We start from the raw sequence: 14,625 nt of genomic DNA, 5'->3' as shown, positions 1-14,625 counted from the left end.
TGGTTTAGGTAAGTTGTTTAATTAAAAATTTGAAGGTGATGCATAAGGATTACCATCTATAAAAGTAAAGAAAAAAACAAGAAGATAGAATGGTATCGTATCAGTTTGAACGATTCATGAAGGTGTTAGGTTAACAAAACTCGAACTTGATTCCAACGCCAATAGGAACCTGGTTTAAATTTGAAAGCTGGTCTTGCGGAACATAGGCAATTCTTGGATATCCCCCTGTCGTTTGTCCATCTTGCAAAATAATTATCGGTAAACCACTTGGCGGTAATTGGATAAATCCAGGTAATACTGGTGCGCTGTTCTCTAATTGATAGCTGGAACTTTCTAATTTTTCTCCTTTAAGTCTAATACCCATTCTATTGCTGTCTGCACCAATAACATAAGAATTACTGGTGAGCTCAACTTTTGCTTTGTCACTTAAAAAATCAAACTCTGGCCCCTTTTTTATGGGTATAACCTTTTCAAATCCAATTTTCTCAATCCATTCTATTTCATCTCCTTTTTTTAATAACCGACCATCAAATCCACCCAGTTTGGCATTGGTATAGGTGGAGTATGATTGATAAATTTTATGTAAGATTAAATCACCTGAAAAAGCGATATATCCTCTTAATTTTTCTTTGGCAGATTGCCCTTTGAGTACATCTCCTTTTTGAATTTGTAACACTTGATTTAAAGATACGGCCCGACCATTTATTTGCCAGTTAAAATCGGCACCGGTAAGTGAAATTCGAGTTGCTCCATTAAATTTAATTTGAGGAGCAATAGATGTGCATTCGATGAGCGGAGAGTCTTCCTTCTTATGTAAGAGTAGCAAAGCGATTTTTGCAGCATTTTGATCCATTACACCAGAGTTTGGAATGGCATAATAGGCCAGTCCTTTTCTTCCAAAATCCTGAATACTGGTCATTAAACCTGGATGTATGATTTCAAAACTAGGCATTGTATTCTTGTAAAGTGAGCTTTTTTTCTGTCATACTTTTGAATTCGGTCTGATCGATCTCGTTTAAGACGATACGATCTCCTGGATTGATAGAAATGGGTGGTAAACTTTCAATTTCTAAGAGTGATATGGGTGTTTTGCCAATTACATGCCATCCTCCTGGACTATCAATCGCATATAGACCCAAGTACTTGCCACCGATCGCCAAAGAATTAGCCTCAACATACTTTGCAGGGACTGCTTTTCTTGGCACTTGCAAATTCTTATCTAGTCCGTTTAAATAGGTGAATCCGGGTAAAAAACCAAACATGGCTACAGAAAATTCTGATTGTAAAAGCTTTGAGATGATCTCTGACTTATTGAAACCGGTAAAAGATTCTATCTCCTTCCAATCATCATGATCAGTAAATAATACCGGAACTTGATATGTTTGATGTCGATCAAATTTGTCATATTCAATATTTTTCAAATGGTCTAAATGCGAGGAAGAAAAGAGATGATTGACTTTTATACAGACTTCCATTTCCGTAACAATTACCTCATCTACAAAATCAAATTTTTGCTTGAAAACTGTTTTGCCGAGCTGAGCCAAGTCAGATGTATTTTTAGATCTGACCAATAAAAAATCATTGTTGAAATTGTTGATTTCAAACAAAGAATCAAATGACTGCTGCAATTTCGACATTTTTTTCGCTTAAAAATTGGGATATATTTTTACTCAATTCTACTGCTCCGCGTGTATCGCCATGAAGACAAATAGAATCTATTTTAACTGCCTCTATTTTGCCCGAATAGAGTTGAACCTTTTGTTCTAAAAAAAGTTCTACCTGATCTAATACTTCGTTTAAATTGTGTAGGACTGCTCCCGGTAAAGTCCTATTTCTCAGTTTATTTAATTCGTCGTAACGCCTATCTGCAAATCCTTCATTGACGCCAATGATACCCAGTTTTGCACAAACCTCCATGACTTGAGAATGCGCCAAGGTATAAACTTTTAAATTTGGATCAATTTCTTTGACCAATTTAACAAAATCTTCGGCAAGAACTCGATCTTCAACCATGTCATTGTACAAGGCGCCATGGGGTTTTACATGATGCAATACTGCACCAAAACTTTCTGTCATACCTTTTAAAGCACAAATCTGATATCTTATTTCTGCCATCAAAACATCCCTATCAATTTGTAAAGAAATTCGTCCAAAATTTTCACGATCGTTGTAGGAGGGGTGTGCACCAATTTTTACTTGATGAGCGATGGCGAGTTTAATGGTTCTTTCTATGAGTTTCGGATGTCCGCTATGAAACCCACAAGCGATATTGCAGGAAGAAATAAAAGGCATGATTTCTTCATCGAAATTACTTTTTTCTCCTGGGATATTTTCTCCCATGTCACAATTTAGGTCGATTTTTTTCACAAAAAATGGAATATGTTGTTCAAAGTTTTTAATGATAAAATTAGTGTAAATAAAATAACGATTACTCCTAAAATATTGGTCAACAAACTATTTGTGTACTTGTTTAAAATCTTTTTAGAATTAGATATATACAATAAATAGACTGCCACAAAGGGCAATAAAATTGCATTGGTGATTTGGGCAAACTTGATGACTAAAACTCTTTCGAGATTGGTAATTGAAACAAAGACACCAGCCAATAATATGATCATCCAGACCAATCTAAATTTAATGTTTTTTTCGTCACCTTTCCAGCTGAACAAGCCTTTGGCTGCATAGGCAGCTGCAAGGGGCGCTGTTAGTGCAGAGCTAATTCCTGCGGCCATTAAACCAATACCCATAAACCATTTTGCACTTTTACCGAAAAGAGGTTCAAGCTGAATGGCCAAATCTTTAGCAGAATTTATTTCTTCAACTTGATCTGCGGAACTCGCTGCGGTAATGATGATCAAAACTGAAATTAATCCGCCTAATAGGATAGAGACGGCATTTTCTATTCGAAGATCTTTTAATGAATCATTTGCCGACCATTTTTTTGAAATCGTAGAAGCATGAAGAAATAGATTGTATGGAACTACGGTGGTGCCGATGAGTGCCATGACCAATAAAAAAGCATCGCCAGAAGGCAAACTAGGTATGAAACCTTTTAAGATTTCCTTTATATTGGGTTGAACGAGAATTGCTGTAATTAAAAAGCAGATGCTCATGATGATGACCAAGGCAATCAGAATTTTTTCTACCCATTTATACCTTCCAAAAAACAAGATTAAAAAACAAAAAAATCCGATCAAAACAGGCCATAATTTCATTTCTCCTGCAACTAGATCCAGGCCTAAAACACCTCCTGAGATATTTCCTGCTTCGTAAGCTGCGTTACCAATTAAGATGGCGCCAATCACTAAAAAGAAAACCAAATATCTCGCTATGCCCTTTGGGAATTCTTTGTTAAGCGCTTCACCAAGACCGCTTTGTGTGGCAAATCCTAAGCGTGCCGACATTTCTTGCAGTACGATCGTAGCGAATATCGAAAAAAGCATGGCCCATAAAAGTTGATATCCGGTTTGTACTCCAACTATAGTACATGTAGTTAAAGTACCCGGACCAATAAATGCTGCCGCTACCAGTGTACTGGGTCCAAAACACTTTTTGAGGTCAATCATCTAATTCTGTTCGAATTTTAAAGGCATATAAGGCGAATGAGGCCAGCCAATGCTGCCCGGCATAATCTCCATCTGTAATTTTGGAGAGGGAATAATCCAAATGCTCAGTAGCGAGGTTGTATGCATTTGTGTTGCCTTTGATGGCATACAAGCACCATGCTCTAGAAAAATTCAATCCATCTAAATGGACTAACTTCCCGTCAGTTCTATCGATAATTTTTCCTGGTTCTAGGATCAATTGTTGTTCAGAAAGTGCTGGGAGAAATGACGAAGACCATTGCTCAAACTCAGCTTTCGGGAGTACTTTTCGCATGATATCTAATTCTTGTAAACATGGTGATAAAAAATCATGCCCGCTCGGTTCCCAAGTAATAGGACAATTTGCGTCCTGACTATAAAAGCGTAAACTATTTTCTTTAATACTGTTCAGTAATTCTTTATCACCCACTGTTTGTGCATAATCATATGCGAAACTCAATCCGAAAGCGGTATTGGTATGCTCACCTACGCGAATGGGATAGACCAATTTCGGTAAATACTCTATGTAGCTACGTGAAATATAATCTGCCAATGGCTTGATGTTTTGATACCATTTTTTGCCCAAAGGATCGTCCCAAGTATACAATTCTTCCTGAAGCTTGAGCAACCAAGCCCAGCCATAGGTTCTTTCGAAGGATTGACTTTCTTTATTGATTGAAAAATAAGCGATCTCCTGCAAAATATTCTCCTCTGTCAGATGTGCATCGAGCATTTGGATAGCTTCCTGTTTTTTGGCCAGATCCGGAAAAGTTTTTAAAAGGTAGATCATAGACCAATGTCCGTGCACGGCAGAATGCCAATCAAAACAGCCATAAAAAGCCGGATGATGTTCTATGGGCATTTTAAGATCTGCGGGTTTATCGATAACTATCCCCGATTTGTAAGGTAATTCATTCTGAATACAAGCCAGAGGCAGTTCCATTAAACGATTGGCTTGTTCCAGGTCGAGATCAATCTGCTTCGGAGATTTTACCAAAGCCACTGTTTCTTTTGGTTTTTGATCACATGCACTTAAGAGAATAAGGAGAAGGAAATAGAATTTTGGGAACATAGCGCTTAGAAATATGCCTAAATTTAAAATTTCATTTTTATAAAATGATAAAAAGGCGAAAGATTTTTAAAAGCAGAAGTTGTTTTGAATCAAATAATAAAAGCGAAGAAAAAATTGGATTTAACAAAAAAAGCCCCTTTTAGGGGCTTTTAAGATTTTGTAATGAACCTTAAAGTTCTAAGGCCTTTTTAGGGTCGTTATTCATTAATATTTCGACGGGATTTTCGAGTGCTTCTTTTACCGCTACTAAAAATCCTACAGATTCTTTTCCATCTATAATACGGTGGTCATAAGACAGAGCCACATACATGATAGGTCTTATTTCAACTTTGCCGTTAATCGCCACGGGTCTTTCAACAATATTATGCATGCCGAGAATGCCACTTTGCGGAGGATTGATAATTGGAGTTGAAAGCATAGAGCCAAAAACCCCACCATTGGTAATTGTAAAAGTACCACCAGTCATTTCATCTACCGTAATTTCTCCATCACGGGCTCTCAATGCCAATCTTTTTACTTCTTGTTCTACGCCGTTAAAAGATAATTTTTCAGCATTTCTGATTACAGGAACCATAAGTCCTTTAGGTCCTGAGACAGCTATCGAAATATCGGCGAAATCATAGGAAATTTTATAGTCTCCATCGATCATAGAATTGACATCGGGGAACAATTTAAGGGCGCGTACAACTGCCAAGGTAAAGAAACTCATAAAGCCTAAACTCACATCGTGTTTTGCTTTGAAATCCTCCTTGTATTTAGCGCGCAATTCAAAAATAGGTTGCATGTCAACTTCGTTAAAAGTTGTCAACATCGCGGTTTCATTTTTAACTGAAACCAGACGTTGTGCTACCTTTCTGCGCAACATGGATAATTTCGACTTTTCACTTTTTCGATCTGCATTATCCAAAGCTTTCCCCATAGAAGGAACTGCATTTACCGCATCATCTTTGGTAATTCTGCCATCTTTACCTGTACCTTTTATTTCGGAGGGATCTATATTTTTTTCAGCCAAGATCTTTTTAGCCGCAGGCGAAGCAGTGCCGGTTGCATAGGTTGCCGCCTCTTGTGTTTTTTGAGCAGAAACTTCAGAAGTTGTTTCTTTTTTCGCTGCAGGTTTAGGTGTCGCAGCTCCTTTAGGTTTTGCGGCATCCATATCAATCAAACAAACGACGGCACCAACAGCCACAGCATCTCCTTCCTCTGCTTTGAGTGTAATGATTCCGCTTTCTTCGGCTGGAAGTTCTAATGTAGCTTTATCTGAATCAACTTCAGCAATGGGTTGGTCTTTTTCAACATAATCACCATCCTTCACCAACCAAGATGCGATTTCAACTTCTGTAATCGATTCCCCTGGAGAGGGAACTTTCATTTCTAAAATCATGTTTTTATTTTTAATGATCAATTTTAATAATCAAATACACTTTCTATTACTTTTTGATGTCTGCGCTTGTCTCTCGTAGACGATCCGGCAGCCGGTACAGAATAGTAATTTCTCGATCTCACTTGCAGTCGGATAGGATTGCCTTGCGCATCGTTGATCTCAAATCTTTGTAACATATAACTCCATGGTCCCATATTTCTAGGCTCTTCTTGGGCCCATACAAAATCTGTTACCGTGGTGTAACGCTGTACAATTTGAGAAATTTTTTCAGTGTGTAAGGGAAATAATTGTTCAATTCTAAGTAAAGCAATATCTGTTTTACCCAAACTTTCGCGTTCTGCCAACAGATCGTAATAAAACTTTCCGGAACAGAAAACAACTCTCTTTACATTTTCAGGTTCTACGCTGAGGTCATCAATAATAGGTTGGAACTCACCATTTGAAAACTCATTTAAACTTGAAGTAGCCAAGGGATGTCTCAACAAACTTTTAGGGGTAAATACCACCAATGGTTTCCTAAAATTTCTTTTCATTTGCCTTCTCAACAAATGGAAAAAGTTTGCCGGTGTAGTGCAGTTAGCCACAGTCATGTTATCTACACCACAAAGTTGCAGGTAACGTTCAATTCTGGCAGAAGAATGCTCAGATCCTTGCCCTTCATATCCGTGTGGTAACAAGACCACAATTCCGTTTTGTTGTTTCCACTTATCTTCGGCAGCCGACATATACTGGTCGAAAATAATTTGAGCACCGTTACTAAAATCTCCAAATTGTGCTTCCCAAATGGTTAACGTATTCGGGGCTGCCATGGCAAAACCGTAATCAAAACCTAAGACACCGTATTCCGAAAGTGAGGAATTGTAAATAAACATCTCCCCTTTATTTTTTGGATTTAAGTTGAGGAGATTTACCGGACTATCCGATACTTCATCTCTCAAGATTGCATGGCGGTGAGAAAAAGTGCCTCTTTCAACGTCCTGCCCGGAAATACGAACATCGTAGCCTTCTTCCATCAAACTTCCAAACGCAAAAATCTCAGCCATACTCCAATCCATTTTATCAGATTCGAAAACCATATTGGCTCGATCTTTTAAAATCTTTTCTGCCTTGCGCAAAAATTTCGCGTTTTCAGGCACCGTTGAAACGATGGTAGCAATATTTTCCAGGTTCTTTTTTGGATATTTTGTGCCAACATCTAGTAACATTCCTTCTAGATCCTGCTCCATAAAACCGCTCCAGATATTTTCCATAAAAGGTTTTACTTTGGCGGCGCTGTCTTCTTTTGATTTATTGTATTCTGTTTCTAAAAGCTCTTTGAAATCTGCTTCCAAATGATCTACATAAGCTTGATCTACCACTCCTTCTGCGATCAATTTTTCTGTGTAAATCGTTTTGGGATTAGGATGTTTAGAAATCGCTTCGTACAATTTCGGTTGGGTAAATCTGGGTTCATCACCTTCATTGTGACCATATTTTCTATACCCTAAAAGATCGATAAATATATCGCGCTTAAATTTCATTCTAAAATCTAGTGCCAAAAGTATGGCATGGGTGACTGCCTCTACATCATCGGCATTCACATGCAGCACAGGAGAAAGGGTTACTTTAGCCACGTCGGTACAATAGGTACTCGATCTCGCATCTAAATAGTTGGTGGTAAAACCGATCTGGTTGTTAACCACTACGTGAACTGTACCTCCTGTTGAGTATCCCTTTAATTTACTCATCTGGATGATCTCATACACGATACCTTGACCTGCAATGGCCGCATCGCCATGAACAATAATTGGGATAATTTTAGAAGAATCTCCGTTGTATTCCAAATCTATTTTGGCACGTGTAATTCCTTCAGCCACAGCACCAACAGTTTCTAAGTGTGAAGGATTAGGCACCAAATTCATGGTAATTTTCTTATTGCTCTTGAGTGTTTTGGTGAGTGTTGCACCTAAGTGATATTTCACGTCTCCGTCAAAATCGTCTTCGGCATAATCTTTTCCTTCAAATTCGTTAAACAGTTCGCGAATAGGTTTTCTAAAAATATTTACAAGGGTATTCAATCTTCCCCTGTGTGCCATTCCTAAAACAAATTCTTCCACATCATAGTTTGTCGCTGCAATACGAACAATAGCCCCTAATGCAGGAATAAGGGTTTCACCGCCTTCTAGTGAAAATCTTTTTTGTCCGACATATTTAGTCTGCAAAAACTGCTCGAAAGTAACGGCTTGGTTTAATTTTGAAAGGATATATTTTTTTGTTTCTGGGGTATAGTGTGCATGATTATCATTCTCGTTCAATCGGGTTTGCCACCATTGAATTTCTTCAGGATTTCTAACATACATGTATTCTACACCGATAGAATCGCAATAAATTTTATTCAAATGGTCTAAAATAACTCTTAGGGTAGAAGGTTTTAAGCCGAGTATACTACCCGCATTGAAAACGCGATCCAAATCTTCGGTTGTCAATCCAAAATTTTCAATATCCAGTGTGGGTGTATAGGTTCTTCTGTTACGCACCGGATTTGTTTTTGTAAACAAATGACCTCTTGTACGATAACCATTGATTAGGTCGATGACCTTAAATTCTTTGAAGACATTTTCAGGAATATCCACTTCCTGTTCCTCATCATGATCCAAAGAATAATCTGTATTGGCAAGGTCGTACCCTTGAAAAAAACTTCGCCAACTTGGTTCAACACTATCTGGGTTTTCGAGATATTGCTCGTACAAATCAGCTACATATTCGGTATGAACCGTATTTAAAAAAGAAAATCTATCCATAATTTACATACCTCAAGGGTACTTAAAAATTTTGAAGGACAAAAATAAGTCCTTTTAAGCAATTTGTTGTTAAAATTTATTGAATTTTGAGAATGTGAAAGCAGAATGAGTACATTGAAGCATTTTGTTTAAAAGACTGTATGAACGAATAGAGAAAATTTAAATTGTGTCTGAATTTACTTTTCCTATAAAAAAAATTATCCATGTAGATATGGATGCCTTTTATGCTTCTGTAGAGCAATTGGATCATCCCGATTTGAGATATAAACCGATTGCTGTTGGGGGAGGAGAAAAGAGGGGTGTGGTCGCTGCGGCCAGTTATGAAGCCAGAAAGTTTGGTGTGAGGTCTGCTATGGCAGGTAAATTGGCCAAAGAGCTTTGTACGGAACTAATTTTTGTTCCACCGAGGTTTTCGAGATACAAGGAGGTGTCGGGTCAGATTAGAGAGATTTTTTACCGTGTGACAGATTTAGTTGAGCCCTTAAGTCTAGATGAAGCTTTTTTGGATGTTACAGAGAACAAGTTGAATCATCCCTCTGCAACACTTCTTGCGGAGCAGATTAGAAAAGATATTTTTTTAGAAACCGGATTAAGGGCTTCTGCAGGCATCTCTGTCAATAAATTTTTGGCAAAAGTGGCTTCAGATATTAACAAACCCAATGGACAAAAGACAATTCCCCCTGAAGATGTCATTATCTTTTTGGAAAATTTACCCATAGAAAAGTTTTTTGGTGTAGGAAAAGTAACCGCCCAAAAAATGTACAAAAAAGGTATTTTTAATGGAAAAGATTTAAAAGAAAAGTCTTTGGACTTTTTAACGACACATTTTAAAAAATCTGGAGAACATTTTTATCAGATAGTTAGAGGTATCCAATTAGCTGAAGTAAGACCCGATCGATTGAGAAAATCTATTGCAACAGAATATACATTTTCAGAAAATTTGCCTTCAGAGGTATATGTACTTGAAAAAATTGCCGAGATCGCGAAAGAATTAGCGAAAAGATTACAAAACAATAAGGTTTTGGGTAAAACACTTACGCTTAAAATTAAGTACAGCGATTTCAAGGTGCAGACAAGAAGTAAGACTTTAAATCATTTTTTTCAGGGTGAGGATGAGCTAAATGTGATAGCCAAAGAATTGTTGTTGCAAGAAAGGTTAAGAGAATCGGTTCGATTGTTGGGATTGGCGATGAGCAATTTGGACACGGGTACTCAAGATTCAATTGTAGATGTCCAACTAAGTTTTGATTTTTAAGCAAAAAAAAACCCGGAATAACCGGGTTTTTTTTGAATTAAATGTATGACTAGACTAGTTCTTTGTCTAATTGAGGTCCTGCAGCAACAAGTGCTTTACCTTCAGGTGTGTTTGTGTACTGCTCGAAGTTCTTGATGTAAAGCGAGGCTAATTTTTTAGCTTTTTTCTCCCATTCAGCCACATCTTTATAAGTGTTTCTAGGATCTAAAATATTACTCACTTTATCTAACTTTTTAGGAGCGGTTAAATTCAAGAATGGAATATCAACTGTTTCTTGGTTGTCTATTGATCCATCTAGAATTGCATCGATGATCGCACGTGTATCTTTCAAAGAAATTCTTTTTCCGGTACCGTTCCAACCTGTATTTACCAAATATGCTTTGGCTCCGTGTTCTTTCATTTTAGCCACCAATGTAGATGAATACATGGTTGGTCTTAATGTTAAGAATGCTTCACCGAATGCTGGAGAGAAAGATGGTTGAGGTTCTGTAATTCCTCTTTCTGTTCCTGCTAATTTAGACGTAAATCCGCACAAGAAGTGGTATTGCGCTTGATCGTCATCTAAAATTGAAACTGGAGGCAATACACCAAAGGCATCAGCAGACAAGTAAATAATTTTGTTTGCATGTCCTGCCTTTGAAGGAAGCACAATTTTATTGATGTGATGAATTGGGTAAGAAACTCTTGAGTTTTCTGTGATAGAATGATCGTAATAATCAACTTCTCCGTATTCATTTACCACAACGTTTTCTAATAAAGCGTCTCTTTTAATCGCTCTCCAAATATCCGGTTCGTTTTCTTCACTTAGATCGATTACTTTGGCATAACAACCTCCTTCATAGTTAAATACACCATTGTCATCCCATCCATGCTCATCGTCACCAATCAAATAACGTTTTGGATCTGCGGATAAAGTTGTTTTACCTGTTCCTGATAAACCAAAGAATACGGCTACATCTCCTTTCTCACCAACATTGGCAGAACAGTGCATAGAAGCAATTCCTCTTAGTGGAAGGTAATAGTTCATCATGGCGAACATTCCTTTTTTCATTTCGCCGCCGTACCAAGTTCCGCCTATGATTTGAATTTTTTCAGTTAAATTGAAAACGACAAAGTTTTCGGAGTTTAAACCTTGCTCTTTCCAGTTCGGATTCACTGTTTTAGAGCCATTCATAATAATGAAATCCGGCTTACCAAAATTTTCTAATTCGTAATGTGAAGGTCTAATGAACATATTTGTTACAAAGTGAGCTTGCCAGGCAACTTCCATCACAAAACGAACTTTCAATCTTGTGTCTGGGTTGGTTCCGCAAAAAGCATCAACCACATATAATTTTTTAGAAGTAGAAAGTTGTCTTAATACCAAACCTTTAAGATCTTGATAAATTTCATTTGTCGTTGGAACATTCACATTATTCCAGTCTATTGTGTCTTTCGTATTGTCGTCTTTAACAATATATCTGTCTTTAGGTGATCGTCCGGTAAAAATCCCTGTCTTTACTGCTACAGCTCCTGTATCTGTATCTGCACCTTTTTCAAATCCTTTTCTGCTATGCGAAACTTCTGCTTCGTATAATTCTTGATATGAAGGGTTATAAGATACTTCGTGATATCCTGTGATTCCTAATTCGTGTAGCTCTTGAATGACTTTAATGTTTTTCATAATCTTTGTATTAGTATTAGTCTCTTGTTGTACTTAAATTTCTTAGACAAATTTCCGATTATTCTCATGTTAAAAGAATGATAATTGTCAGGAAAACTGATAATTTACTTAAACGTTTAACCTTGTAAATAATTGATAAACAACAAAATACATTAGGTTTTAACTTTAAAATCGAAAATAAAAAAGGGTGTAAACTGGAAAAAGTAAATGTTACTTATGTACCCTTTGTTACAAAAATAGAACAATATAAATTGAGTACAAACCGATTTGTAAAACTTAACATTATGTGTTTTTCTCTTTTGATTCGGCAAAATGATAGGCCATGAGAAGCCAACCGCCAATAAGAAGAAGTCCGCCTAAGGGCGTAATAAACCAAATGCTTTTGGCAGAAACTATCCCAAGACTGATACAAAAAATTGACCCTGAAAAGAAAAGAAGGCCGATAAAAAATAAAAGACTTAGTCTTTTTTTGATCTGCACATTGAAACCTGAGTAAGTGTTGAGAAACAACAAAACCAAGACGTGATAAATAAGGTATTTTACACCCGTCTCATAACTTTCCAATGATTCTGCTGATATTTTATCCTTTAATCCATGTGCTCCAAATGCACCTAAAACAATCGCAAAAGCACCGAGCAGGGCAATCCATGTAAGTCTTTTTTTCATTGAAAAATATTTGTTTGTAAAAATACGATTTAATCACAAGCTTTTTTCTGCATTTTTCTGCATGAACCTATAAAAATTTTAATCATCTCTGGCTTCATCTGTTGTCTAATTTGTACATTCGTGCATCAAAAAATTCTTAAGAATGCGTAATATTTTAATCCTAGGAGTGGGAAGATCTGCTTCGTATTTAGTAGATTATTTGTTGAATGTTTCGGCGAAAGAAAACTTACAGATCACCATTGCAGATATCTCATTGGAAAATGCTCAGAAACTTGCCAAGGCCCATGGAAGAAGTAAAGTTGTCTTACTCGATATTTTTGATGTCGAAAATCGACAGTCCCTCATCAAAAATACCGATCTAGTGATTAGTATGTTACCGGCGGCTTTACATATTTTAGTGGCCAAAGATTGTTTAGCATACGCTAAAAATTTGGTCACAGCATCTTATGTTTCTAAAGAACTCAAAGAATTGGAAAAAGATGTCGAGCAAAAAGGCTTGATTTTCATGAATGAGATTGGTGTGGACCCGGGAATAGACCATATGAGCGCGATGCAGGTAATTGATAGAATAAAGAATAAAGGTGGCAAAATGATCATGTTCGAATCATTTACCGGCGGGTTGGTGGCTCCCGAAAGTGATAACAACCTTTGGCATTATAAATTTTCATGGAATCCGAGAAATGTTGTTTTGGCCGGACAGGGTGGTGTGGCAAAGTTCATACAAGAAGGATCTTATAAATATATCCCCTACCACAAACTTTTTAGAAGAACCGAAATTCTAGAAATAGATGGTTTTGGAAGATTTGAGGCTTATGCCAACCGAGATTCTTTGAAATACAGAGAGGTATACGGGTTAGAGGATATACTCACTTTGTATAGAGGGACAATAAGAAAGGTGGGCTATAGCCGTGCCTGGAATATTTTTGTACAATTGGGCATGACAGATGATAGTTATGTGATAGAAGGTTCTGAGTCTATGAGTTACAGAGACTTTACCAATTCTTTTTTAGCCTATAGCCCCTATGATTCTGTAGAACTAAAGCTCAGACACTATTTAAAAATTGATCAGGATGATGATATTTGGTATAAGTTGATGGAATTAGACTTGTTTGACGCCAAGAAAAAAGTCAAATTAAAAAATGCTACGCCTGCTCAAATATTACAAAAAATTTTAATGGATAAATGGACCTTGTCTCCTGAAGATAAAGACATGATCGTAATGTATCACAAATTTGGGTATGAACTAAAAGGCGAGAAGAAACAAATTGATTCAAGCATGGTTGTAGTGGGTAAAGATCAAACCTATACAGCTATGGCAAAAACCGTTGGTTTACCGGTAGCGATCGCGGCGCTTAAAATTCTAAATAAAGAAATCACTTCTACAGGAATTCAAATTCCAACCAAAAAAGAGATATACGAACCTATATTGAAAGAATTACAAACCTATGGGGTGCATTTTAATGAAAAGAGGGTTCCGTATTTGGGGTACAATATTTTCGACAGAGGTGCTTAATCACAAGTTCAAATAAAAATCTTGCACCATTTCTTTGTAAGCATCAGTGTATTGATGCCTCTCTTTTTCCAGAATTAATTCTTCTGTTTGTGTTTTCATTTCCGCAAAGCTCAAAGTGATCAGGCTTCGTTTCGTGGAGGCTGTTGCTGTTCCCTTTACCCTTGTGATTCGAGAGGAAAATAAACCCTGTTCGCGGGCGATTTTTAAAAATTCACCTTCTTTAGCAAAAGGAATAATAAAAGAGGCATGTCCACTTTGAGAGAGTAGTTTTGAAGTTGCCAGAATCAAGTCAACATATCCCAGAGAAACGCTTTGTCTGGCCATTTGTCTTTTGCCTTCGATTTGTTCATCTCTTTGAAAATAAGGCGGATTAGAGACGATTAAATCATATTTTTCGTCCATTTCTTCCGCAAATTCCTGTACACTGGCATGGTAACAAAACAATCTATCTCCCCAAGGTGAATTTTCAAAGTTCTCTACTGCTTGTTCATAGGCTTCTGGTTCTATTTCGATGGCATCGATCAACTCGGCATCGCTTCTTTGCGCTAACATCAAAGCAATTAATCCGGTTCCTGTGCCAATATCGAGAATCGATTCGGCATTATTTACCTCACACCAGGCGCCCAATAAAACCCCATCAGTACCAATTTTCATGGCACACTTGTCTTGTTGTACAGTGAATTCTTTAAATTGAAATGGTTTTTGCGACAT

12 protein-coding genes are annotated in these 14,625 nt (G+C 37.1%); 2 read left to right on the top strand and 10 right to left on the bottom strand.

The window, feature by feature from the left end; genetic code table 11:
* Positions 1–130: 130 nt before the first annotated feature.
* From ACFQ39_RS01995 to ACFQ39_RS01965, 7 genes are all read right to left on the bottom strand, one after another.
* Positions 131–952 (bottom strand): 5-oxoprolinase subunit C family protein, encoded by an 822-nt coding sequence (locus tag ACFQ39_RS01995; RefSeq protein WP_377175912.1) that lies wholly within the window; start codon positions 950–952, stop codon positions 131–133.
* On the bottom strand, positions 945–1,637 hold the full coding sequence (locus ACFQ39_RS01990; protein WP_377175910.1) for a carboxyltransferase domain-containing protein: 693 nt from the start codon (positions 1,635–1,637) through the stop codon (positions 945–947). Before ACFQ39_RS01990 ends, ACFQ39_RS01995 begins: the two co-directional genes overlap by 8 nt.
* Positions 1,612–2,367 (bottom strand): 5-oxoprolinase subunit PxpA, encoded by a 756-nt coding sequence (locus ACFQ39_RS01985; protein ID WP_377175908.1) that lies wholly within the window; start codon positions 2,365–2,367, stop codon positions 1,612–1,614. The genes ACFQ39_RS01990 and ACFQ39_RS01985 overlap by 26 nt, the downstream gene beginning before the upstream one ends.
* On the bottom strand, positions 2,364–3,566 hold the full coding sequence (locus ACFQ39_RS01980; protein ID WP_377175906.1) for an Nramp family divalent metal transporter: 1,203 nt from the start codon (positions 3,564–3,566) through the stop codon (positions 2,364–2,366). The genes ACFQ39_RS01985 and ACFQ39_RS01980 overlap by 4 nt, the downstream gene beginning before the upstream one ends.
* Complete coding sequence (locus tag ACFQ39_RS01975; RefSeq protein WP_377175904.1) at positions 3,559–4,587, bottom strand: DUF2891 domain-containing protein; 1,029 nt, start codon at positions 4,585–4,587, stop codon at positions 3,559–3,561. The genes ACFQ39_RS01980 and ACFQ39_RS01975 overlap by 8 nt, the downstream gene beginning before the upstream one ends.
* 238 nt (positions 4,588–4,825) lie before the next feature.
* Positions 4,826–6,037 carry a 2-oxoglutarate dehydrogenase complex dihydrolipoyllysine-residue succinyltransferase gene (odhB, locus tag ACFQ39_RS01970; RefSeq protein ID WP_377175903.1) on the bottom strand — a complete coding sequence of 404 codons (1,212 nt, stop codon included), beginning with the start codon at positions 6,035–6,037 and terminating at the stop codon, positions 4,826–4,828.
* 23 nt (positions 6,038–6,060) lie between these two features.
* Positions 6,061–8,817: a 2-oxoglutarate dehydrogenase E1 component gene (locus tag ACFQ39_RS01965; protein ID WP_377175902.1), complete on the bottom strand. Its 2,757-nt coding sequence runs from the start codon at positions 8,815–8,817 to the stop codon at positions 6,061–6,063.
* A gap of 166 nt (positions 8,818–8,983) precedes the next feature.
* On the opposite strand from ACFQ39_RS01965, the gene dinB reads away from it, so the two are divergent.
* Positions 8,984–10,072: a DNA polymerase IV gene (gene dinB / locus ACFQ39_RS01960; RefSeq protein ID WP_377175900.1), complete on the top strand. Its 1,089-nt coding sequence runs from the start codon at positions 8,984–8,986 to the stop codon at positions 10,070–10,072.
* 49 nt (positions 10,073–10,121) lie between these two features.
* Here the strand turns inward: dinB and pckA are convergent, their stop codons facing one another.
* Together pckA and ACFQ39_RS01950 are read right to left on the bottom strand one after the other, a co-directional pair.
* Entirely contained in the window at positions 10,122–11,735 is a 1,614-nt protein-coding gene (gene pckA, locus ACFQ39_RS01955; RefSeq protein WP_377175899.1) for a phosphoenolpyruvate carboxykinase (ATP), read from the bottom strand.
* A 282-nt stretch (positions 11,736–12,017) separates the two neighbouring features.
* Complete coding sequence (locus tag ACFQ39_RS01950) at positions 12,018–12,401, bottom strand: DUF423 domain-containing protein (protein WP_377175897.1); 384 nt, start codon at positions 12,399–12,401, stop codon at positions 12,018–12,020.
* Positions 12,402–12,543: 142 nt separating this feature from the next.
* On the opposite strand from ACFQ39_RS01950, the gene ACFQ39_RS01945 reads away from it, so the two are divergent.
* The gene (locus tag ACFQ39_RS01945; RefSeq protein ID WP_377175895.1) at positions 12,544–13,914 is read left to right on the top strand and encodes a saccharopine dehydrogenase family protein; all 1,371 of its coding nucleotides are present in this window, start codon (positions 12,544–12,546) and stop codon (positions 13,912–13,914) included.
* Here the strand turns inward: ACFQ39_RS01945 and ACFQ39_RS01940 are convergent, their stop codons facing one another.
* Positions 13,915–14,625 carry a tRNA1(Val) (adenine(37)-N6)-methyltransferase gene (locus ACFQ39_RS01940; protein ID WP_377175893.1) on the bottom strand — a complete coding sequence of 237 codons (711 nt, stop codon included), beginning with the start codon at positions 14,623–14,625 and terminating at the stop codon, positions 13,915–13,917.

The organism is Namhaeicola litoreus (assembly GCF_042679565.1).
GTDB classification, from domain to species: domain Bacteria; phylum Bacteroidota; class Bacteroidia; order Flavobacteriales; family Flavobacteriaceae; genus Namhaeicola; species Namhaeicola litoreus.
Note: the sequence above shows the minus strand (reverse complement) of the source record. Positions and strands in the feature narration are given on the sequence as shown.

Coding starts and splice junctions, on each gene's coding strand:
- ACFQ39_RS01995 (WP_377175912.1), bottom strand. CDS start 952: ATGCCTAGTTTTGAAATCATACATCCAGGTTTAATGACCAGTATTCAG.
- ACFQ39_RS01990 (WP_377175910.1), bottom strand. CDS start 1,637: ATGTCGAAATTGCAGCAGTCATTTGATTCTTTGTTTGAAATCAACAAT.
- ACFQ39_RS01980 (WP_377175906.1), bottom strand. CDS start 3,566: ATGATTGACCTCAAAAAGTGTTTTGGACCCAGTACACTGGTAGCGGCA.
- odhB (WP_377175903.1), bottom strand. CDS start 6,037: ATGATTTTAGAAATGAAAGTTCCCTCTCCAGGGGAATCGATTACAGAA.
- ACFQ39_RS01965 (WP_377175902.1), bottom strand. CDS start 8,817: ATGGATAGATTTTCTTTTTTAAATACGGTTCATACCGAATATGTAGCT.
- pckA (WP_377175899.1), bottom strand. CDS start 11,735: ATGAAAAACATTAAAGTCATTCAAGAGCTACACGAATTAGGAATCACA.
- ACFQ39_RS01950 (WP_377175897.1), bottom strand. CDS start 12,401: ATGAAAAAAAGACTTACATGGATTGCCCTGCTCGGTGCTTTTGCGATT.
- ACFQ39_RS01945 (WP_377175895.1), top strand. CDS start 12,544: ATGCGTAATATTTTAATCCTAGGAGTGGGAAGATCTGCTTCGTATTTA.
- ACFQ39_RS01940 (WP_377175893.1), bottom strand. CDS start 14,625: ATGTCGCAAAAACCATTTCAATTTAAAGAATTCACTGTACAACAAGAC.